The organism is Thalassospira sp. UBA4513 (assembly GCF_002388495.1).
GTDB lineage: Bacteria > Pseudomonadota > Alphaproteobacteria > Rhodospirillales > Thalassospiraceae > Thalassospira > Thalassospira tepidiphila.
Genome location: NZ_DGMR01000032.1, coordinates 67,634 through 88,612 on the forward strand (window position 1 = coordinate 67,634; position 20,979 = coordinate 88,612).

Consider the following 20,979-nt stretch of genomic DNA (forward strand, 5'->3'; position numbering starts at 1 on the left):
ACTACAATCGTATCAACGGCCGGGTTTGATTACGAAAGCCAGAATGCATTCATGGTTTCTGCTATGCGTTTGAACGAAGCAAGATTGGCACCATCGCGATAATTGATGATTTTTCCGTCCGGACTGTTTTCGATGCAGTCCTTGTGAATTTTGGACATGATCTCACGAAGGCGTTTGTCGACGTTTTCCGTATCCCAACTCAGACGTTGCGCATTCTGGCTCTGTTCAAGGCCGCTTACTGCAACGCCGCCGGCATTGGATGCTTTGCCTGGGGCATGCGGGACATTGGCGTTGATGAATACTTCCTGTGCCTTTGCCGTCAGTGGCATGTTCGCGCCGTCACAGAGCATCATCACCTTGTTTTCAACAAGCTGCTTGGCGTCTTGTTCATCAAGCTCGTTTTGGGTCGCGCAGGGCAGGGCAATATCGCACTCAAGCCCCCAGGGGTTCTTGTTTTCAAGGAACTCGGAATTCTTGCCGCCGTCAAATTCTGCCAGCGATTTGCGTTGGTTGTTTTTCCAGTCATCAACCTGATCAAGAAGGTCGTTTGTCAGGCCATCGGCAAAGTGCATGGTGCCGGAACTATCACTCAGACTTATGACCTTGGCTTCAAGTTCAATGGCCTTGCGCGCGGCGTGAAGCGCAACATTGCCTGCGCCACTGATCGCGATGCGTTTGTCTTTGATTTCCTTGTTTTCCTGATCAAGCATGTGACCAAGGAAATAGATGCAGCCATAGCCGGTTGCTTCTGTGCGCCCGGCACTACCGCCGAAGTGGCATCCTTTCCCGGTCAGCGCACCGGTCCACTTTTGCGTCAGCTTGATATAGTGACCAAAAAGGATGCTGATTTCACGTCTGCCAACGCCGATGTCCCCGGCGGGCACATCGGTATCTGGCCCGATATGCCGATATAGTTCCTGCATGAATGCCTGACAGAAACGGCCGATTTCCTGCGGGGATTTGTTCTTTGGCGAAAAGTCGGCACCACCTTTTGCCCCGCCCATCGGCAAGCCGGTCAGGCTGTTTTTCAGGGTTTGTTCAAACCCGAGAAACTTGAAGATACTGGTGCTTACCGTTGGGGCAAACCGAAGGCCGCCCTTATACGGGCCCATCGATTGGTTGAACTGAATGCGCCAGCCGCGATTGACCTGTATCTGTTGGTCGTCATCTTCCCATGCCACGCGAAACTGCAGCACGCGATCCGGTTCCGTGCAGCGTTCAAGAACCGCATTTTTGCGCATCTCGGTTTGATCGAGATACCAACCGGCAATAGAGCCGACGACTTCCTCCACTGCCTGGTGAAATTCCGGCTCGTTCGGTGTCTTTTCCTCAAGCCGGGTCAGGAAGTCCTTTTGAAAATCAGATGCGCTTTGTGTCATTTAAATGCGGGCTTTTTTACTGTTTCTGCTGCTCTGGTTAACGTGCCAGAGGCGAAAAAGTGCCCGCATAATATTTTGTTTTGGTGGTTTTTAAGGTGCGATGGCGCGCTTGATCAGGCGTTCTGTTGAAGCGTTCTTTCAACAAAATCAAGGCGGTCCTGCCCCCAGAACATCTCGTTGCCGACGAAATAGGTTGGCACACCAAAGATGTTGCGATCGCGTGCGGACTGGCAGTTCTCGTCATAGATTTTGGCGATCTCTGGCAGGTCGGCATGTTCGAGATATTCCGTCGACAGGCCATTTGATATCAGGGCCTCGCGCACGGTCGCGGGCAGCGAAACATCACGTTCACGCAGCCAGATATCCCCCATCAGGGTTTCAGTCAAAGCACTGACGTCCTTGCCATCGTCCTGAACGGCGATGATGGTGCGCGCGGCAAGTGTTTCATCGACCGGGAAATGGGTCGGATGCATATTGATCGGAATGCCGAGATAATCCGACCAGCGTTTCAGTTCAACAAGTCGGTATTCTTGACGCGGTTTCGGGCGTTTTGCCAAAGGCACGCCACCACCATGTTCCCAAACATCGGCTGCCCGGCAGGGCTTATGAATAATTTCCACGCCATGTTTTTTGGCGATGTCGACAACGCGGCGAAACCCGAAAAAAGACCACGGTGATTGCACGAAGAAATAGTGGATGATGGGTTCGGACATATGGGCCTCCTGGCGCCGCGATGCAGATTATGTTTTTGAATTGCCGGCATTCGACACCCACCACACTGCCCAAACAGGGGTGCTGCGTCAAATGTCCTTGGCGTAATCACGCACGGGTTCAGGTCATATGTTTGTGATGATGGAATGCGAAATGTCTGCGCGACCTAGTAGTCAAGCCACCAGGAATATTCATCAATACCCGCCATCAGAACCCCGTCAAAGCCAAGCTTCATGATGTTGCCAAGATAGCTGTTTTCGCTGCCAAAGATGATGCTTTGCCATTCGCGTGACCAATAATGCACGTGGTTTTCCTGTCCCCAACGTGCCATCAGGTTACCTTCACTGATGAAATCGGGACTTCCGGCACGCCATCCGCTTTGCCAGTAATAACGATATGTCTCGGCTGTCGCGATATTGAGGTACGAAATCAGGTTCCGTGGTGTTCCGGTCTTCTTGTAACGAAGCCGCTTCATATCATCATAGGTCAGCGGAATGGTCCCGCGATGGAACGGATCAATGATCAGCGTGTCGTAGTTGGTCGCAACCAGCGCATCGACATAGGCGTCCTTGGTGCCATAAGGCGAACTATCAAGCACCAGGGCAAAGTTCTTTGCCTCGCGGATATTGTCGATCACATGCGGGTTTGCCCCGAAAGGGGTGCTTGGAACCTTTGCCAGCGATGAAAGCTGCATGCCGGGCGGTGGGGCTGCGTAATAAAGTGCATCCAGCCCCCGAAGCTGCGCGCGCGCCTTGTCCATGTCGGATCGATTTTCGGTGTAGTCGACCGCAAGATATTGCAGGCCCTCAAGTTTCAGCCGTTCCAGATAGCCCAGAATATATTTTGTCTCTTCGGCGTTGGTGGCTTCGCCGTATTTCTCAAAGCCGTAAAACGGGGCTTCGACCAAAATACCGTCAAGGGCACGCAAGTAGTTTCTGGCCGGTTCCGCAACGCCACGTGTGGCAAACAGGGTTTTTTCAAGAAACTCGGTCAGTTCCAGGCCATTCATCGCAATAATCGAAAAATCACTGCGATAGCTTTTTGCCCAACGGCTGATCGCGATGACGTAATCGCGCATTTCCTCGACGAAGTCTTTTTCGGGCTTACCGGTGTCGGTCAGGCCGGGGAGACCCTCGGTCAGGCTATTGGGGGCGGGGATAAAAGGTTCTAGCTGCTGTGCAACTGCGCCAAACGGTGTGGATGCCAATAATGCCCCGCCAAATCCCGCCGCGCCGGTGCCAAGGAAATGTCGGCGCGAGATGGATTTGGGCGCGGCATTTCCGCCAGACGCATTTTGCGCCGGTTGTCGGGTCCGCCCTGACGTGCTGTAAGGTTGCTTGGCCATGCCTTTATCCATCGCTGATGATATGGGCGATCTTATGATGCTGCCTTCATTGCGCCTTGCTGTGTGATCAACTCGGTCACCCGGTTGCCGATAGCAAGGGACGCAGTAAGACCCGGTGATTCAATACCATAGAGCATTACAAGACCATTAAGCCCGTGCTGTTTTTCATCAGCAATCATGAAGTCACGCGCCGCTTCGCCCGGGGCCTGAATTTTTGGTCGCACCCCGGCATAGCCGGTCTGAAGCGCACTTTCATCAAGATCGGGATAGTATTTGCGGATGGCTTCGGCAAAGGCGGTCCGGCGTTCTTCGGGAACGTCATAGTTTGGTGCATCAACCCACGTCACGTCCGGGCCAAAGCGCGCCTGTCCCCCCATATCAAGGGTGAGGTGAATGCCAAGGCCTGCCTGTTCGGGTGCCGGATAGATCAGGGTGGAAAACGGTGCCTTGCCCGATAGCGTGAAATAACAGCCACGCGCATAATGTTGTGGCGGGACAGATGCCTGTGGCAGGCCGGTAAAGTTCCGGCCCAAGGTCTGGCTATGCAAGCCACCGGCAACGATCAATTCCGCGCAGGTCAGGCTCATTTCTTCGCCATCGGCATCGGTGGTGCAGACGGTATAAAGTCCGTTTTCGAAACTGACGGCCGTGACCTTGGTGTTGATCGCAAGTGTTGCGCCATTGTTTTCCGCCTCACCCAGCAGGGTGACCATCAGTTGATGACTATCGACAATGCCGGTTGAGGGGCTTTCAAGGGCGCCGACACAATTAAGGGCCGGTTCGCGTTCAAGGGCCGCTTCGCGGGACAGCCAGACAAGGTCGGTGACGCCGTTTTCAAAAGCCTTGTCCTTGATCCCGGCCAGTGCGGCCATTTGGTCTTCGGCCGTGGCGACAATCAGTTTGCCGGTGCGTTTGTGTTCGATGCCGTTTTCTTCGCAATAACGATACAGCATCTCGCGCCCGGTGACACAAAGCTCGGCCTTCAGGCTGCCTTTCGGGTAATAGATCCCGGCATGAATGACTTCGCTGTTGCGTGCGCTGGTTTCGGTGCCAATCGCATCATGCTGTTCAATGATCAGGACTTCGCGGCCGGTTCGCGCAAGTGAACGGGCACAGGCCAGGCCGACAACGCCGGCCCCGATGACGATGGTTTGGATATCTGCAGTCATGATCACGTGTATCTTGGTTAGGGTGGTGGGTTTAGTTTGCCTGGCGGAAATAGACAGCCTGTCCTTGGTTGTCCTTGCCATTACCGGTGACAACAGCCGGGGATTCGCTTGTGTAAATACCGCGCGCAAAGCTGCTGTCGTTACAATAGACATACCAGCTTCCGAACGGAAGCGTATCACTTTGATAGGCACCGCCTTCGTGGCGCCAGATGCCCTCGCAATGGCGTTGGTCATCATCAAGGATCATCGTGCCTTCGCCCGATGGCTGATCAAAGCGCAGCGTGCCGGTTCCACGCACCGATTGCCAGTTGGTGACGATATCAATGCCATCAATCGGCGGCGGGGTGGTTTCGCCTTCAGGCTGCTGAAGCGGGGTTTCATCTGCCGGTCCGACAACAGTGACGGCAATTGCCGAATTTTCCGCGAGCTCGATGTTCAATCGGCCAAAGAAACCGGCGGCAAATTCCTGAGCATCAATCATTGGCAGACCACTGAGTGGCGCACTGCTGCTACCTGTGGCCTGAACCTGTGTCGGGGTGCAGTAATAGCCCAGCAGGCGACTGCCTCGTTGGGCCGGTGTTTGCGGATCCCATTGCCCGACAAAGGAAACGCATTGCGAACCGTTGCGAGTAAAGGGCGACAGGGCAATCGGGCCGTACCGGGTTTCCTGCACGAAGCTTGCGCCATTCAGGCTGGTGCGGCCGCGAAGCGCGTCAAACATATCAAGCAACTGCTCGGACGCCATGGCGGTGCTAAACCGAAAACCGGGCGCGGAGGTCGTATAGACCGTTTCAAGGTAAAGGTCGCTTGCAGCGGCAGGGGATTCGCTTACCGAGTGCTGCGCATACCAGCGGCCAACAAAGACCGTACTGTTATCGCGATACTGACGCAGGAAGCTGTTCTGACCCTCGACGTCCGAGGCAAAGACAATAGGGCTCTGGTCTTGCGGGATTTGTTCGAACCCGCCGGTTTGCTGTGCGACGGCCATCTGTGGTGTTGCCACCAGAAAGCTTGCAAACATGCTGCCGATCAAAGCCGCCCGATACCTCACATTGCGTCCTTTCTATATGTTTTCAGGCGCATTTTTGTATTGCGCTACCCTTATCTTTACCTTTGTGCATCTAGATTGGCTAGGGGGCAGTCAACCGATGCCTGTTAACGTGATCTCTTTTACCTTGATTTTTGGGTGCAAACGGGCTCATTGGGGAGGTTGGCCTTGGGGACAAAGTCAAAAAGCCTGAAGATACGGAGCATTTTATCATGACGGTGCAACAGACCGGCGCGAACGGGGACAGCGCGGGCCAGCAGACGGCAACGGACAAACAACCGCCGTCCAATCGCGCCCATGTAATCGTGATTGGCAATGAAAAGGGTGGGTCAGGCAAGTCGACAACGGCGATGCATCTGATCGTTTCCCTGATGAAGATGGGGTTCAAGGTCGGATCGCTTGATATCGATGCCCGTCAGGGGACGCTGACACGCTATGTCGAAAACCGGAACGCCTTTAACGACCGCAAGGACCTTAAGCTTCCGGTGCCCGATCATCGGCCGATTTATCGCAGCGAACTGCCCGATGCCAACCAAGCCAAGCTGGACGAGCGCGAACGCTTTACGACCGCACTTGGTGAAATGGTAATCGGCTGCAACTTCATCGTCATGGATTGCCCGGGCAGTGACAATTATCTTTCGCGTTTGGCCCATGCCTGTGCCGATACGCTGATCTCCCCGATCAATGACAGCTTTATCGACCTTGATATGCTGGCCCGGATTGATCCGGACAGCCTTGATATCAAGGGACCCAGCATCTATGCCGAGATGGTCTGGGATGCGCGCAAGCGTCGGGCGGCGATTGATGGCGGCACGATTGACTGGATCGTCATGCGTAACCGTCTTTCACATCTTGATGCGCGCAACAAACGCGACATTGCCGAAATCGTTGACAAGTTGGCCGATCGCATCCGCTTCCGTCAGGCGCCGGGCTTTGGCGAACGTGTGATTTATCGCGAACTTTTCCTCAAAGGTCTGACGCTGCTTGATCTGCGTGAAAAGGGTGTCGGCATCCCGATGAGCATGTCGCACATGGCCGCCCGTCAGGAAGTCAGATCGCTTCTGGAAGTGATCGGCTTCAAACCGGCCGACGGCGAGGAGTTGCCGATCTGACTGCATCCGGCCTATATCTTGTGGGACGACAAATTGTCCAACCGGAATATGAAGCAGGCAGGTCTCCTTGACGCGCAAAGACATCATTCCAGAGACATCCGACGCCAACGAAGTGGCAGACTTCTTGGGTAAGGCGCGGCAGATGGCGGTACACGCGCCATCATCCGGGCCGGCACAGGGGCGACTGATTTTTGCCATGGATGCAACCGCCAGCCGCCAGCCAAGCTGGGACAGCGCGGCTGAAATTCAGGCCGAAATGTTTGAAGCGGTCGATGGTGTTGGCGCCCTTGATGTGCAGCTTGTGTTCTTTCGCGGGCTTTCAGAATGCAAATCAAGTGGCTGGTGCCGCAACGCCAAATCATTTCGCGATTATATCACCAAGGTTACTTGCCGTGCTGGACATACACAGATCGAACGGGTTCTGGCCCATGTCGAACGTGAAGCGGGTGATAAAAAAATTGATGCCTTGATTTATGTCGGCGACTGTATCGAGGAAAATCCAGATCATCTGGCCCCGATTGCCGGGAAACTGGCGCTTAAGGGGGTAAAGGCATTCATGTTTCAGGAAGGCCATGACCGGGATGCGGCATTTGCCTTTGGTGAAATTGCGCGGATAACCGGTGGTGCCTTTATGCAGTTTGATGCCAGTGCAGCCGGCAAGCTTCGTGATTTGCTGGGTGCAGTGGCAAGCTATGCCGTGGGCGGGCAGTCCGGACTTTCGATCTATCAAAAGAAAACCGGGTCCGAGGAAGTGCTCAGGCTTGGTCATCAATTGCGAAAGCCGCGTTGATGCAGTGGCTTTTGATCGGAATCGCAGCATTTATCGGGGTTGGCTTCTTCATTCGCTGGATGACAGAGGCCGAGCCCAAAGAAATCCGTAAAATTGTCTTATTTATGATCATCTTGGTGTTGATCATGCTTGCGGGCTGGTTGTTGCTCACAGGCAAGATTGCCGCGATGGGCGCGGCTTTGGCGGCGACTGTGCCGTTCTTGTTTCGGATGATGAAGCTTGGATTTCTGTGGCCAATTTTTCGCAGGATCTTTGCAGCGTCCCGAAAACGCGCCCAGCCGGGAAGTTTTGGCAACCGCACATCCGGTGCGGGACCAAGTTCGGAAATTCGCACTGAATTTCTGCATATGGTGCTTGATCTTGAAACCGGGCAAATGCGCGGTGGCGTTGTCAGCGGTCCCTTTGCCGGGGCCGATCTTGACAGCTTGGGACTTGACGACCTGCAGTCGCTTTATGTTGACTGTTGCAGTGCAACCGACCAAAGCTGGGCGGTACTGGAAGCCTATCTTGAACGCCGTCCTGATTGTGCGGGATGGCAAAGCTGGCGCCAGAAAGACAACGGCGAAGACGGAGCACAAAACGGAGGAAGCGACCGCAACCATAACGAGCAAGGCCAAGGTGACAAAAGGAGTTCAAGTGCGTCTGGCATGACGGCGAAAGAGGCCCGAGAAGTCCTGGGTGTGGCGGATAATGCCTCCCGCGAGGAAATCAACCGGGCCTATAAAAAGCAGATCAAGGCGGTCCACCCGGATCATGGTGGATCGGACTATCTGGCCTCAAAGATCAATGCCGCGCGGAGCCTTTTGTTACGGCTATGTAAAGATTAGCGTCAATAATACGTGCGCTTGCTTGATCCGTGTTCTGGAATTGTGGCAGAAGCATATATGCGGGCAATTCCAATACGGACTGGCATGCAGCGGTTGAAAAAGGAAAGTATTGAATGTCAAAAAGAATCAAGAAGGCAGTTTTTCCGGTCGCAGGCATGGGAACCCGTTTTTTGCCCGCTACCAAGGCAATGCCAAAAGAAATGCTGCCGGTCGTTGACAAGCCGCTTATTCAATACGCTGTCGAAGAAGCCATTGCGGCCGGTATCGAAGAATTCATTTTTGTGACTGGTCGCGGCAAAACCGCGATTGAGGACCATTTTGATCGCTCTGCCGAGCTGGAGGCGATCCTGACCGAGCGGGGCAAGGAAGAAGCACTGTCCAAAGCGCTTGAAATGATCCCGGAAAACGGTCGTGTGACCTATACCCGTCAGGGCAACCCGCTTGGCCTCGGGCACGCTGTTCTGTGCGCCAAGTCGCTGGTCGGTGACGAGCCGTTTGTCGTGCTGCTGGCCGATGACCTTATCCAGTCAAAAGTCCCCTGCATGAAGCAGATGGTCGATAGTTATGGTCGTACGGGTGGCAACATGGTTGCCGTGATGGATGTCCCGCGCGATGAAGTTCATCGTTATGGTGTGCTGGAAATCGAAGGCACCAACGGCCGCCTTGTCAGTGCATGCGGCATGGTGGAAAAGCCAAAACCCGAAGAAGCCCCGTCGACCTTGTCCGCCATCGGGCGTTACATCCTTGATCCTGGCATTTTCGAGGTGCTTGAAAACATTCCGCGCGGCGCTGGTAATGAAATCCAGCTGACCGATGCGTTGGCCGCAATGATCGGCAAGGTGCCGTTCTATGGCTATAATTTCGAAGGCCGTCGTTTTGATTGCGGCAACAAGATCGGCTTCCTGAAAGCCACAATGTCATTTGCCCTTGCCCGTGAAGATATGCGCGACGATGTCCGCAAGCTTATTCACGAATTCGCCGAAGGCGAAGCGGCAGAATAATCATTCATGTCAACAATGTCCGACCGGAATAGCGATGTGATCTGTTCCGGTCGGGATTTACTTACCAGGATAAAACCTCCATGCGCGTAGCTATGATCGGGACCGGATATGTTGGACTTGTTTCCGGTGCCTGCTTTTCCGAGTTTGGTACGGACGTTGTTTGTGTCGACAAGGATGTAGAAAAAATCGCCCGTCTCGAAGACGGTATCATGCCAATCTACGAGCCCGGGCTGGATGTTCTGGTCGAAAATAACGTCAAGGCAGGCCGCCTGACCTTTACCACCGACCTCAAGGAAGGGGTCAAGGATGCGGACGCTGTCTTTATTGCCGTTGGCACGCCGACCCGACGCGGCGATGGTCATGCCGATCTGAGTTACGTTTATGCTGCGGCCGAGGAAATTGCCGAAGCCATGGACGGCTTCACCGTCATCGTTACCAAATCAACCGTCCCGGTTGGAACCGGTCGTGAGGTCGAACGCATCATTCGTGAAAAGCGCCCGGATGCAGAATTTGCTGTGGTCTCGAACCCGGAATTCCTGCGCGAAGGATCGGCGATTGGCGATTTCATGCGCCCGGACCGCGTCGTCATCGGCACCAGTGATGAGCGCGCCCGCGAAGTGATGTCGGATCTGTATCGTCCGCTGTATCTGATCGAAACCCCGATTGTCTTCACCACCCGTGAAACGTCGGAAATGATCAAATATGCGGCCAACACCTTCCTTGCCGCCAAGATCACCTTCATCAACGAAATTGCCGATCTTTGTGAAAAGGTCGGTGCGGATGTCCATGATGTTGCACGCGGCATCGGCCTTGATGGCCGTATTGGCAAGAAGTTCCTGCATCCCGGTCCGGGCTATGGCGGGTCCTGCTTCCCGAAAGATACCATCGCACTTGTGCGCACCGCACAGGAATATAACAGTCCGCTTCGCATCATCGAGACGGTTGTCGATGTCAACGCCAAGCGTAAAAAGGCGATGGCAGATCGCGTGATCTCGGCATGCGGTGGCTCTGTTGCGGGCAAGACCATCGGTATTCTTGGTCTGGCTTTCAAACCCAATACCGATGACATGCGCGATGCACCGAGCCTTGATATCGTGCCAGCCCTGATCGCGGCAGGGGCGAGTGTCAAGGCCTATGACCCCGAAGCCATGGAAGAAGCCAAGAAGCTTCTCGATGGCATTTCATATTGCGACAACGCCTATGATACGGTCGAAGGCGCAGATGCAATGGTGGTTCTGACCGAGTGGAACGAATTCCGCGGTATGGACCTTGATCGCATCAAGGACGCGCTGAAACACCCGATCGTCGTTGATCTGCGTAACGTTTACGATCCGAACGAGATGGCTGAAAACGGTTTCAGCTATTCCTGTGTCGGTCGTGCATCTATCGGAGGCAAATCCTAATCATGACGAATTCCGCCGGACACAAGTTTGATAGCTCTGTTTTGCGCGAATATGACGTGCGCGGCGTTGTTGGCAAAACCCTGCATGCGGCAGACGCCAATGCGCTGGGTAAAGCCTTCGGAACCATGGTGCGCAGATCTGGCGGAAAGCGCGTCGCCCTGGGGCGCGATGGTCGTCTGAGCTCGCCAGATCTGGCGGCGGCATTGGCCGAAGGTATTCTGTCGACCGGTTGTGACGTGGTGCGCATTGGTCGCGGGCCGACCCCGATGCTGTATTTCACGGTTTATGATCAAAAAACCGATGCCGGCATCATGGTCACCGGTTCGCATAACCCTTCGAACTATAACGGCTTCAAGATGCTTAATGCTGGCAAGTCGGTATTTGGCGACGCCATTCAGCAACTTGGCAAAATTGCCGCCAGCGGTGATTTCGAAACCGGGCAGGGCACGGCAAGCGACATTGATATCGAGGATCGCTTTGTCGAACGCCTTGTGGCCGAGCTTGACTGTGATGTCCCCAATCCGATGACGATTGTCTGGGATTGCGGCAATGGTTCTGCCGGTGACGTGGTGCGCAAACTGACGGCCAAGCTGCCCGGTACGCATCATCTGTTGTTTGATGATATCGATGGTAATTTCCCCAACCATCATCCCGATCCGACGGTCGAGGCCAACTTGGTTGACCTCAAGGCGGCCGTTGCCAAACACAATGCCGACTGGGGTGTTGCCTTTGACGGCGACGGTGACCGGATTGGCGTGATTGATGGCAAGGGCAACGTCCTTTGGGGCGATCAGCTGTTGCAGATCTATGCCGCGGACGTTTTGCAGCGTCAGCCAGGGGCTGCGATCATTGCCGATGTCAAGGCCAGTCAGACCCTGTTTGACGAGGTCAACCGGATTGGTGGCAAGGCCATCATGTGGAAGACGGGCCATTCCTTAATCAAAACCAAGATGATCGAGGAAAAGGCACCGATTGCCGGTGAAATGAGCGGCCATATCTTCTTTGCCGAACGTTATTACGGCTATGACGATGCGACCTATGCCGCCGTCCGCCTGTATCGCATTCTGGTTCAAAGCGGCAAAAGCCTTGCCGAATGGCGGGCCGCCATGCCGGTTGCGGTCAATACGCCGGAAACCCGTATCGACTGCCCGGATGACCGCAAGTTCGCGCTGATTGAAGAAGTCCGTGCTCGCCTGGCTGAAGCCGGTGCCGAGGTCAGCGGTATTGATGGCGTGCGTGTCAGCACCGATGATGGCTGGTGGTTGCTACGTGCATCCAACACCCAACCTGCCATCGTGGCCCGCTGTGAGGCCGCCGATGATGCCGGGTTGGCACGTTTGAAGGGGCAGGTGAGCGATCAACTGGTCAAAAGCGGTCTGTCTTCGGATGACTTCTTTGCACCGGGTGGTGGTCATTAATTAAGACGTTCACCGAAGACAAAATGAAAAAGGCCCGTCAGATTTTCTGACGGGCCTTTTTGTATCTCTGTGCGATTTGGCTTTTAGCCAGCATCACCCGCATTGACCGGGATGCACGCAACATTTTCACGCTTGAGCGCATCACACGCAGCGCGTGCTTCGTTCTCGCCATCAAAGCCCAGCAGACGGGCACGATAGACAACACCGGTGCCACTGGCTTGCTGCTCGACCGCAGCACGGGTCAGGCGCAGAACATCGGGGGCGGTACGTGCCGCGGCAAGGACCGCTTCCTGTGCCCGGCGCTGATCGCTAAAGGCGCCAACCTGAATGCCCCAGCCCGCACCGGTTTCCGGCTTCAGGCGGGTGACAACGGTTTGGGTGTCAATACGGCCCGGCTGTTCTGCTTCGCGAAGCGTGCTGCGCTTGGCAATCAGCAACTGGGCATCTGCTGGCAGGATCTTGTCTTCCGGGCTGATGCGCGGACGCGGAACAACAATTTCACCGTCCTTGGTCAGCTTCATATAGGCCTGATCAAGGAGCTTTTTCATCTGGTCATCACGGGTGCGGGCGGTGCGACCCCCAAACACAACGCCAATCAGGCGTTTACCATTGCGATTGACCGAGGCGACAAGGTTGAAGCCCGATGCGTTGATATAGCCGGTCTTGATCCCGTCGGTACCATAGTAGGACGCCAGAAGATTGTTGTGGTTGCCATAGGTGCGGTTGCCAAAGCGGAACTTCTGGGTCGCGAAGTAATGATAGTAGCTGCCATAATTCTTGCGCAGCGCCACAGCCAGTTTGATCATGTCACGTGCAGTGGTCATCTGCCCGCGGTTGGGCAGGCCGGACGCATTACGGAAGGTGGTGCGCGACATGCCAAGGCGGCGCGCCTCGGAAGTCATCATCTGGGCAAACTTGATTTCCGTGCCACCAAGATGTTCGGCGACAACAACTGCAATGTCGTTGGCCGATTTGGTGACCAGCGCCAAAATAGCATCCTTGACGGAAATGGTTTCGCCCGGCTGAAGACCAAGTTTGGAGGGGGCCTGGCCCCAGGCACGCTTGGAAACCTTCATCCGAGTCGAAAGCGATACCTTGCCGTGTTCCAAGGCATCAAAGACCATGTAAAGGGTCATGATCTTGGTTAGCGACGCCGGATAGACCTTGTGATCCGCCCGATATTCGTGAAGCGTTTCGCCAGTGTCGCCGTCAATAATCATCGCCGTGTAAGTCCGCGCCTGCGCAGCGGAGGGCGAGAGAACTGTGAATGAAATAGTCGCAACCAGACACAAAAGCACAACAACAACGCCACGCATGCTCAGCGAGCGCGTCACGGACAGAGCTTTGGCCATTGCAGTTGGCCCGGAAAGGGTCATTAAACGCATTATATCGGGCTCGGCTTTGAGGTTTCCCCAAGAACTAAATAAGTTCACTGTCGCATCACAGCCTTAAACAAATGTTTAAGAGCATCGAATTTCGGTGGTCGTCACTCGGGCCTTGAGATGGCCATTTTTATTCGCAAGACTGTATTTTATATCTCCAGATTAGCAAAAAATCGAGGATGGAATGTCAGAAAAGACGGCTCCAGTTCACACCAATACGGGGACCCGCAGCGCCAGCTGGGCCAAAGCAGGTCTTGCCGCACTGGTGATTGCAGGCCTTGCCGGTTGTACCTTTACCCAAACCAGTGACGTCAGTAATCCGCTTGTCCGAAAGGCATCATGGTTTTCTTATCTTAATGCCGATGATCTTCGTCAGGCTTGTGCAGCAGGCGATGCAGAAGGACAAATTCGCATTATTTATAATGCCGAATATTACAAGGAAGTCCGCGTCTTTGAATTAACGCCGTATCCCGGGTTTGAGGAATTCAATCTGACCACCCGTGTCTTCGGGCCGATACAGGTCAAGGAAATCAATGTTGAACTGAATGCACCGCTTGGTGCATTTGGGGGCGAAGAGGCCGTTGATCGTATTGACCGCGATTCTTATCTTGCCATCACCGATGCGCTGCAGGCCGAAGGTTTCGGAACGCAAAACCGTGATGGTCTGCGTCTGTATTCCGATGATTTTTACTGGGTCGCCATTGGGTGCTCGTCGGGTGGCATCACGCTGGGTACTTGGGCATCCGGTGTGGATGATTTGCGTGCCCTTGAGTTCCCGGAAGTTCTGGCAAACCTTTCTTCGGTTGAAAAAGACCTTCCCGAGCCGCCTGCCGCTGAAAACGCACGATCGCAATCGGCGGCACAGATGCATCATGTCCAGAACAGCGACTCCGGTGAGTTTTACAGAACCGTGCGCGGAAATATGCTTCGTTAGGGCGCCAATATGTTGCAACCGGGCGATGGCGTGACGTGTTCATGTTATTGCCCGGCTTGCTAGTTTTATTGCAATGCAGCAAAACTTTGGGCTAATGCCTTGATCAAGTTGCTGTTTTGAAAATTTCTTGGAATTCCGGCGTTTTCTGTTGAAGGCGTGCCGGGAAATATGGCGTATTTGTCACTAAACTGTACTTGACGCGACAGGGTAATTCCATCTAGGGTTATGTTGCAATGCAACATTGATCCGGATAGATATTCCGGTGATCAGGAGGTTGAGGCAATGGCTGATTCCAAAAAGAAACTAGCCGGGAAAACTGCAACCAAGCAGGCTTCCGCGTCGTCACCCAAAACTGTAGCAGCTTCAGTCCCGTCGGCAGCGCAGTCTGCGCCTGCCAAGCGGAAGGTAATGACATCTTCCGAGATAGAAGCCGCAGCTCAGCAGCCTTCGGCGGAAGCGCAAAAGGCATCGCCTTCACCATCGCCCGATACGGCAAAGACGCCGAGTGACGAAGGAGCGTCGATCAAAGCTGCAGGTCAGGCTGTCTCGTCTGCGACGGTCGCGAAGGTTGATACATCTGCGTCTGCTGCCAAAACGCCGGTCAAAGATGCCGCGTCGGCCGGTGCTTCCGAAAAAAATGCAGAGTCCCCGAAACCTGCCAAGGCTGAGACATCTTCGCCATCTGCGCCGGCATCAAAGCAGGCTGAATCTGCCACGAAACCTTCCGTTGCGACTTCCGGGGCCGCGCGACCTGCTAGTGAGGTGACGTCGCCAGCAAGCAAGTCGACAGCGCCCAAATTCCCCACCAAAAGCGAAAAGGCCAATACTGTGAGCACGAAACCCAAAACTACGGCAACCAGCAAGTCTGCCGCTTCCGCCGCCCCGAAAAAGAAAACCGTTGCCAAGTCGGCGCCGAAAAAGGCTGCTGCTGCACCGGCAAGTACGGCATCGAAATCTGCGCCTGCGCCGAAGGCCGCGGCATCCGCGACGTCTGAGAAATCGGCAGCACCGGCAACCGTGGCGGCAGAGTCTGCTGGTTCCAGGCCTGCGGCAACGCCGACCGCGACCCAAACCCCAAGCAAGTCGACTGCAACCGCAAAGCCGGTTGATGCCAAACCTAAGGCAGAACCAAAGCAGGGCGACGTTTTTGGCTTTGGTGCATTGTTCATCGACGGAACGGGGATGGAGCCCTATTTCGAACTTTGGAAGACGCCAGAGGTCGAAGCAATGGTCACCGCTGGCAATGAGGCATTCGAAGAAAGTGTTTCTGCTGCCAATGAGGCATTCGGCAAGATCTTTGAAACCATGACCGGTCAGGCCGATGTTTTTTCCGGTGCCGGGTCGCGGGTTGCTGCTCAGTATGAAGAGCTGCTTGATACCCAGAAGAAAAGTTTCGAGGAAGTTTGGCAGGCAACCATGGCGATGTTTGAAAAGACCGGTGGCATTGGCACCGAGCTTTCGAGCTGGATGCAAAAAGAATTTGAAGCATCGCAGGAAGATCTTGATGAGTTGACCAAGGTTGAAAGCCTTGCAGACCTTCAGGAGCTGCATTCACGCATCGTCAATCGCTGCTATGAAAGCAGTTTGGCCGAAGGTGAAAAGATGCAGGAACTGATGTTTTCTGCCTTTTCGGACGGCCTAAATGCGATTAGCAAGGCAACGAATGTTACGCTGAAATGAGGCAATGGATGCATGTTGGATATCCCAGCACCTTCCAATCCCGAGCGGGTATGGCTTTTAGCCATGCCCGTTTTTTATGTGTCTTTTCGCGTCCCGGATAATTTTGGAGTGACAATAATCACGAAGTTTGTCGCCTGATCTTGCAGTGCGTTATTCGCAGCCTAAATGAATCGAAGATGGACAACGAACGAAACTCGGATGCACAATAAATTCCTAGTGAGAACCGCGTAGCGGACTTTGAAAGAGTTTGGCAATGACCTATCATGGAGATCATGCAGGAAATAAGGGTTCCGGTAAGTAGACGATGACTGAACAGGATAATGACGGCACTGATCTGCCGAACACGGGGATCGTAACAAAGACACGGCCCAAGACCAAAAAGCCGTCCATGTACAAAGTGCTGTTGCTGAATGACGACTATACTCCGATGGAGTTCGTCGTTCACGTACTGGAACGGTTTTTTGAAAAGGGACGTGAAGAAGCCACCGAGATCATGCTTCAGGTGCACCGCAAGGGTGTCGGAGTGTGCGGTGTATTCACCTACGAAATCGCAGAGACCAAAGTAAACCAGGTCATGGACCTGGCCCGCCAGAACCAGCATCCGCTGCAGTGTACCTTAGAGAAGGAGTGACATATGCTATCGCGCAATCTTGAGGAAAGCCTGCACCGTGCGCTCGCATATGCGTCGGAGCGCAGGCATGAATATGCCACTCTTGAACATCTTCTGTTATCGCTGACCGAAGATCAGGATGCGCTGGCAGTGCTGAAGGCCTGCCGGGTTGATATTGATCGGCTGCGTTCCGATCTGCTGGAATTCGCCGATAGCGAGCTTTCCGGCCTGATCAGTGCGCGTCTGGTGGACCCCAAACCGACCGCCGGTTTCCAGCGCGTGATCCAGCGTGCTGCGATCCACGTCCAGTCTTCTGGCCGCGAGGAAGTGACCGGTGCCAATGTGCTTGTTGCCCTGTTCTCTGAACGGGAATCGCACGCGGTTTACTATCTGCAACTCCAGGATATGACCCGTCTTGACGCGGTAAACTACATCTCACACGGTATCGCCAAGGCGACCGAGCTTAATGAGCGTCGCATTCCGCGCGGTGCCGATGAAGAGCCGGTTGCAGGCATGTCGCCAGAAAGCGACGAAAGCGGCCCGGCCGAGGGCGAGGCGCTTAAAGCCTATTGTGTGAACCTCAATGTCAAGGCGCAGAGCGGCAAGATCGATCCGCTGATCGGTCGCCAGAACGAGATTGACCGCACCATTCAGGTTCTGTGCCGTCGTACCAAGAACAACCCGCTTTATGTCGGTGATCCAGGCGTTGGTAAAACCGCCATTGCCGAAGGGCTCGCGCGCCGTATCAATGATGGCGATGTGCCAGAGGTTCTTGAAAACGCGACGATCTTTGCCCTTGATATGGGCGCACTTCTGGCAGGAACCCGTTATCGCGGGGACTTCGAAGAACGCCTGAAGGCTGTGGTCAAGGAACTTGAAGAGTACGAAGGTGCTGTACTGTTCATTGATGAAATTCACACCGTGATTGGTGCTGGTGCGACGTCGGGCGGGGCAATGGATGCTTCCAACCTGCTGAAACCGGCACTGGCAAGCGGGTCACTGCGTTGCATCGGCTCAACCACCTACAAGGAATTCCGGGGTCACTTTGAAAAGGACCGCGCCCTTGTGCGTCGTTTCCAGAAAATCGATGTCGAGGAACCGTCAGAAGCCGATACCGTCAAGATCCTCAAGGGGCTCAAGCCCTATTACGAGGAGCACCATCAGGTCAAATACACCAACGAAGCCCTGCGTTCTGCGGTTGAGCTGGCATCGCGTTACATCAGCGACCGCAAGCGGCCCGATAGTGCAATTGATGTGATTGACGAGGTTGGTGCATCGCGCATGCTGGTCGCCCCCAGCAAACGGAAACGTACGGTGAGCAAGCGTGACGTCGAGGAAATCGTCGCCAAGATCGCCCGCATCCCACCAAAATCGGTTTCGACCGATGACCGCAAGGCGCTGGCAAATCTTGAGCGTGACCTGAAAACGGTTGTGTTTGGCCAGGACAAGGCAATCGAAGCAGTTGCCAGTGCGATCAAACTGGCCCGTGCAGGTCTGCGTGAGCCGGAAAAACCGATTGGCAGTTATCTGTTCTCGGGCCCGACCGGCGTTGGTAAGACGGAGGTCACCAAGCAGTTGGCAACGGTCATGGGGATCGAGTTCATCCGCTTTGACATGTCCGAATATATGGAGCGCCACAGCGTATCACGCCTGATTGGTGCGCCTCCGGGCTATGTCGGGTTTGACCAGGGTGGTCTTTTGACCGATGCCGTTGATCAGCATCCGCATGCGGTCGTGCTGCTGGACGAGATCGAGAAGGCTCATCCGGACCTGTTCAATATTCTTCTGCAGGTCATGGATCATGGCAAACTGACCGATAACAACGGCAAGACGGTCGATTTCCGTAATGTCGTGCTGGTCATGACGACCAATGCCGGTGCATCTGACATGGCTAAGCCGCCGATCGGCTTCAAACGTGAAATGCGTGTTGGCGAAGACGAAGAGGCAATCAAGCGCACCTTCTCGCCGGAATTCCGTAACCGTCTGGATGCGGTGATTCCGTTTGCCAACCTGCAGCCGGAAGTCGTCAAGATGGTTGTCGACAAGTTCATCTTGCAGCTTGAAGCACAGCTGGCGGATCGCAATGTTTCGATCGAACTGACCGAAGCAGCGCGGGCCTGGATGGCCGAACGCGGCTACGATGCGGCCTTCGGGGCGCGTCCGTTGGGCCGCGTCATTCAGGAGCACGTCAAAAAACCGCTCGCCGAAGAGTTGCTGTTTGGCAAGCTTTCGAAGGGTGGGGCTGTGCTGGTCGATATCGAAGACGATGCTGTCACCTTCCGTTATCCGGAAGATGAAAATGGCGAGAAACAACAGAAAAAAGATCCGGAAATGGCCGGTTAAAATGGACCTTTTTCGGTTTTCAGGTTGTTGTTAATGATTGGCAGTATAGATTGGTGCCCGGGGATATCGTTCCCCGGGCATAATCATATAAAGAACGCCAGAATATCATGAGCCAGGCTGCACAACGAAAATTTCGGAACGAAGTCGAGGAGTTCCTATCCAGACTTGAGCTGCGTGCGCGAAAGTTGATCGCGCTGGCCAATACGCTTGAAAAGAACGCCGACAAGTCCGACGTCACCGGTTATCGACCGTTTCGTGAGGAAGTCGACAACTTCAAGGCGTTGTCTCTGGTGATTATGGAGCGGATGAACAAGCTCGAATCCCATCCTAAAAAAGAAGAACTGGAAAAACAGTTTCACAAGCTTCAGGTCGTCATGCTCAGGATTGTCATCAAGACGAGCCTGAAATTCTTCTTTGTCATGAGTGCAAAGGAAAACCTGCCGCTTGGTGCGCGCGAAATGTTCCAAAGTGAACTCAGGACCCTTTATGAGGCAGAGCGGATGATCTCCGATCCGCGCTATATCAGTCAGCTCGACGACTCTGCAAAGGACGATCTTGAGATCGCGAAATCCATTCTCGAGGAAATCATCGAGAAGGCGCCAGCGCTTCTGAACTTCAATAGTCGGACGAAGAAGAAACGCGCTAAGTAGGTGTATAAGCTTACTGAAAATTAAGCGGTTCTAATTCTCTCCAGCATATTTTTGCAAAATGCAAACTTATTAATTCGCATTTTGCAATCTTTGCATTTTGAAACGCAAAGATTATCAGGTAACGTATTTCAGTCATGTGGGATGGCGACCGGAATTTCCCGAAAAACCACGGTTTTTTGAGGGGTTTATAAAGTTGGCACGCATCCTGCTTATGACAGCATGGACAGTTGTTCTTTGCAGGGGCGCGTCTCGCGCCTGGAACAACGTAATCTTCTGCAGTTTGCTCGTGTCCCAACCAAACTCAGCGGCGGTTTTTACCGCCGCTTTTTTCTTGCCTGATTTCAGTCGCCCATTTTCCCGCATATCCCAAGGTCGCAGTGTTGTTTCTTTGCGCGCAATCCACATATAGCTTATGTGGAAGCTCCTCTCGTGCGGTTCCACATCGCTATAGATTCTAAAAAAGGTTGTATTTGTTTTTTACCTTTTGTATAAGAATCTATACTAATAGATAGTCTTGATCTGCCATTGGCATAGACTGGGGAGTAAGCGAATGAAATTCAAAAGTGGTGTGGCTTTGGCCGGTATGCTCGCAGCGACAGTTTTTGTTCTGCCACATGCTGCTTTTGCCAAGGCAGAGTTGCCGGGGGACCCCAATGCACTGATCACGGATGAAGTGATTAGAAACATTCGGGAATGGTTGGCAAATCCGGTTGTTGAGCTGTCCATTAGTTCGCAGAACAAGCTGCGCAAGGACATGACACAAGAACAGATTGATGCGGCAGACCTTCAGTGGCGCGCTGAACGCGAAGCAGAAGATCAGCCGTTGGTTGCAGCAATTCTGACCAATCCGCTGTCGAGCTACCTGACACAAGTCCAGGCACGCTCCGGTGGTATGTTTGCCGAGATATTTGTGATGGACGCCGTTGGCCTGAATGTAGGGCAAAGCTCCATCACGTCCGACTTCTGGCAGGGGGATGAAGCGAAGTTTCAGAATACCTATCCGAATGGTCCCGACGCTGTGTTTATCGACGAGGCCGAATATAACGAGGGTTCTGACGCCTGGCTTGCCCAGCTCAACATGACCATGAGCAACGCAGATCGTCAGCCGATCGGGGCCGTGACCGTTGAGGTCAATCTCAATGAACTCGCGCGTCGCAGCGGTCTGTAGGGAGAAATA

At 54.1% G+C, this 20,979-nt stretch carries 19 protein-coding genes; 12 read left to right on the top strand and 7 right to left on the bottom strand.

All coding sequences use genetic code 11. The features are described from left to right. Positions 1-29: 29 nt before the first annotated feature. The 5 genes from gdhA to B2T33_RS13130 form a co-directional block, all read right to left on the bottom strand. On the bottom strand, positions 30-1,379 hold the full coding sequence (gdhA, locus tag B2T33_RS13110) for an NADP-specific glutamate dehydrogenase (protein WP_286792270.1): 1,350 nt from the start codon (positions 1,377-1,379) through the stop codon (positions 30-32). Positions 1,380-1,492: 113 nt separating this feature from the next. Then, complete coding sequence (locus B2T33_RS13115) at positions 1,493-2,092, bottom strand: 2-hydroxychromene-2-carboxylate isomerase (protein WP_286792271.1); 600 nt, start codon at positions 2,090-2,092, stop codon at positions 1,493-1,495. 164 nt (positions 2,093-2,256) lie between these two features. After that, positions 2,257-3,435 carry an endo alpha-1,4 polygalactosaminidase gene (locus tag B2T33_RS13120; RefSeq protein WP_286792272.1) on the bottom strand — a complete coding sequence of 393 codons (1,179 nt, stop codon included), beginning with the start codon at positions 3,433-3,435 and terminating at the stop codon, positions 2,257-2,259. A gap of 32 nt (positions 3,436-3,467) precedes the next feature. Then, positions 3,468-4,604, bottom strand: a complete 1,137-nt coding sequence (locus tag B2T33_RS13125; protein WP_286792273.1) for an NAD(P)/FAD-dependent oxidoreductase — start codon at positions 4,602-4,604, stop codon at positions 3,468-3,470. A gap of 31 nt (positions 4,605-4,635) precedes the next feature. Continuing rightward, positions 4,636-5,625: a hypothetical protein gene (locus B2T33_RS13130; RefSeq protein ID WP_286792274.1), complete on the bottom strand. Its 990-nt coding sequence runs from the start codon at positions 5,623-5,625 to the stop codon at positions 4,636-4,638. 239 nt (positions 5,626-5,864) lie between these two features. Between B2T33_RS13130 and B2T33_RS13135 the strand changes: the two genes are divergently transcribed. The 6 genes from B2T33_RS13135 to pgmG all read left to right on the top strand — a co-directional run bounded on the left by B2T33_RS13135 (position 5,865) and on the right by pgmG (position 12,203). Then, positions 5,865-6,764, top strand: coding sequence for a division plane positioning ATPase MipZ (locus tag B2T33_RS13135; RefSeq protein ID WP_286792275.1), 900 nt, complete (start codon positions 5,865-5,867; stop codon positions 6,762-6,764). Between the two features lie 67 nt (positions 6,765-6,831). Continuing rightward, complete coding sequence (locus B2T33_RS13140; protein ID WP_008890592.1) at positions 6,832-7,554, top strand: hypothetical protein; 723 nt, start codon at positions 6,832-6,834, stop codon at positions 7,552-7,554. Beyond that, entirely contained in the window at positions 7,554-8,381 is an 828-nt protein-coding gene (locus tag B2T33_RS13145) for a J domain-containing protein (protein ID WP_286792276.1), read from the top strand. The genes B2T33_RS13140 and B2T33_RS13145 overlap by 1 nt, the downstream gene beginning before the upstream one ends. Before the next feature lie 113 nt (positions 8,382-8,494). Further along, entirely contained in the window at positions 8,495-9,382 is an 888-nt protein-coding gene (gene galU / locus B2T33_RS13150; RefSeq protein WP_197147216.1) for a UTP--glucose-1-phosphate uridylyltransferase GalU, read from the top strand. Between the two features lie 80 nt (positions 9,383-9,462). Beyond that, positions 9,463-10,785: a UDP-glucose dehydrogenase family protein gene (locus B2T33_RS13155; protein ID WP_197147217.1), complete on the top strand. Its 1,323-nt coding sequence runs from the start codon at positions 9,463-9,465 to the stop codon at positions 10,783-10,785. 2 nt (positions 10,786-10,787) lie between these two features. Beyond that, the gene (gene pgmG, locus B2T33_RS13160) at positions 10,788-12,203 is read left to right on the top strand and encodes a phosphoglucomutase/phosphomannomutase PgmG (RefSeq protein WP_286792279.1); all 1,416 of its coding nucleotides are present in this window, start codon (positions 10,788-10,790) and stop codon (positions 12,201-12,203) included. 83 nt (positions 12,204-12,286) lie between these two features. Here pgmG and B2T33_RS13165 read toward each other — a convergent pair whose 3' ends face one another. Then, entirely contained in the window at positions 12,287-13,555 is a 1,269-nt protein-coding gene (locus tag B2T33_RS13165) for a D-alanyl-D-alanine carboxypeptidase (protein ID WP_197147219.1), read from the bottom strand. Between the two features lie 214 nt (positions 13,556-13,769). Here B2T33_RS13165 and B2T33_RS13170 point away from each other — a divergent pair, with 214 nt between their 5' ends. The 5 genes from B2T33_RS13170 to B2T33_RS13190 all read left to right on the top strand — a co-directional run bounded on the left by B2T33_RS13170 (position 13,770) and on the right by B2T33_RS13190 (position 19,802). Further along, a complete protein-coding gene (locus B2T33_RS13170) occupies positions 13,770-14,519 on the top strand; it encodes a hypothetical protein (protein ID WP_286792281.1) in 750 nt (249 codons plus the stop codon). Positions 14,520-15,347: 828 nt separating this feature from the next. Next, on the top strand, positions 15,348-16,199 hold the full coding sequence (locus tag B2T33_RS13175) for a phasin family protein (protein WP_286792282.1): 852 nt from the start codon (positions 15,348-15,350) through the stop codon (positions 16,197-16,199). Positions 16,200-16,503: 304 nt separating this feature from the next. Beyond that, on the top strand, positions 16,504-16,830 hold the full coding sequence (gene clpS, locus B2T33_RS13180) for an ATP-dependent Clp protease adapter ClpS (RefSeq protein ID WP_008890601.1): 327 nt from the start codon (positions 16,504-16,506) through the stop codon (positions 16,828-16,830). Positions 16,831-16,833: 3 nt separating this feature from the next. After that, positions 16,834-19,152 (top strand): ATP-dependent Clp protease ATP-binding subunit ClpA, encoded by a 2,319-nt coding sequence (gene clpA / locus B2T33_RS13185; protein WP_008890602.1) that lies wholly within the window; start codon positions 16,834-16,836, stop codon positions 19,150-19,152. A gap of 107 nt (positions 19,153-19,259) precedes the next feature. Then, positions 19,260-19,802 (top strand): hypothetical protein, encoded by a 543-nt coding sequence (locus tag B2T33_RS13190; RefSeq protein WP_008890603.1) that lies wholly within the window; start codon positions 19,260-19,262, stop codon positions 19,800-19,802. A gap of 132 nt (positions 19,803-19,934) precedes the next feature. Here B2T33_RS13190 and B2T33_RS13195 read toward each other — a convergent pair whose 3' ends face one another. After that, a complete protein-coding gene (locus B2T33_RS13195) occupies positions 19,935-20,207 on the bottom strand; it encodes a hypothetical protein (RefSeq protein ID WP_286792283.1) in 273 nt (90 codons plus the stop codon). A gap of 145 nt (positions 20,208-20,352) precedes the next feature. Here B2T33_RS13195 and B2T33_RS13200 point away from each other — a divergent pair, with 145 nt between their 5' ends. Beyond that, positions 20,353-20,970, top strand: coding sequence for a hypothetical protein (locus tag B2T33_RS13200; RefSeq protein ID WP_064781557.1), 618 nt, complete (start codon positions 20,353-20,355; stop codon positions 20,968-20,970). Positions 20,971-20,979: the final 9 nt, after the last annotated feature.

Excerpts from the sequence above, each read along its gene's own strand:
- galU (WP_197147216.1), top strand. The coding sequence starts at position 8,495 with ATGTCAAAAAGAATCAAGAAGGCAGTTTTTCCGGTCGCAGGCATGGGA.
- clpS (WP_008890601.1), top strand. The coding sequence starts at position 16,504 with ATGACTGAACAGGATAATGACGGCACTGATCTGCCGAACACGGGGATC.
- B2T33_RS13130 (WP_286792274.1), bottom strand. The coding sequence starts at position 5,625 with ATGTTTGCAAGCTTTCTGGTGGCAACACCACAGATGGCCGTCGCACAG.
- B2T33_RS13115 (WP_286792271.1), bottom strand. The coding sequence starts at position 2,092 with ATGTCCGAACCCATCATCCACTATTTCTTCGTGCAATCACCGTGGTCT.
- B2T33_RS13125 (WP_286792273.1), bottom strand. The coding sequence starts at position 4,604 with ATGACTGCAGATATCCAAACCATCGTCATCGGGGCCGGCGTTGTCGGC.
- B2T33_RS13195 (WP_286792283.1), bottom strand. The coding sequence starts at position 20,207 with ATGTGGATTGCGCGCAAAGAAACAACACTGCGACCTTGGGATATGCGG.
- clpA (WP_008890602.1), top strand. The coding sequence starts at position 16,834 with ATGCTATCGCGCAATCTTGAGGAAAGCCTGCACCGTGCGCTCGCATAT.
- B2T33_RS13120 (WP_286792272.1), bottom strand. The coding sequence starts at position 3,435 with ATGGCCAAGCAACCTTACAGCACGTCAGGGCGGACCCGACAACCGGCG.
- B2T33_RS13145 (WP_286792276.1), top strand. The coding sequence starts at position 7,554 with ATGCAGTGGCTTTTGATCGGAATCGCAGCATTTATCGGGGTTGGCTTC.
- B2T33_RS13190 (WP_008890603.1), top strand. The coding sequence starts at position 19,260 with ATGAGCCAGGCTGCACAACGAAAATTTCGGAACGAAGTCGAGGAGTTC.
- B2T33_RS13155 (WP_197147217.1), top strand. The coding sequence starts at position 9,463 with ATGCGCGTAGCTATGATCGGGACCGGATATGTTGGACTTGTTTCCGGT.
- B2T33_RS13170 (WP_286792281.1), top strand. The coding sequence starts at position 13,770 with ATGTCAGAAAAGACGGCTCCAGTTCACACCAATACGGGGACCCGCAGC.
- B2T33_RS13200 (WP_064781557.1), top strand. The coding sequence starts at position 20,353 with ATGAAATTCAAAAGTGGTGTGGCTTTGGCCGGTATGCTCGCAGCGACA.
- B2T33_RS13135 (WP_286792275.1), top strand. The coding sequence starts at position 5,865 with ATGACGGTGCAACAGACCGGCGCGAACGGGGACAGCGCGGGCCAGCAG.
- gdhA (WP_286792270.1), bottom strand. The coding sequence starts at position 1,379 with ATGACACAAAGCGCATCTGATTTTCAAAAGGACTTCCTGACCCGGCTT.
- pgmG (WP_286792279.1), top strand. The coding sequence starts at position 10,788 with ATGACGAATTCCGCCGGACACAAGTTTGATAGCTCTGTTTTGCGCGAA.
- B2T33_RS13165 (WP_197147219.1), bottom strand. The coding sequence starts at position 13,555 with ATGGCCAAAGCTCTGTCCGTGACGCGCTCGCTGAGCATGCGTGGCGTT.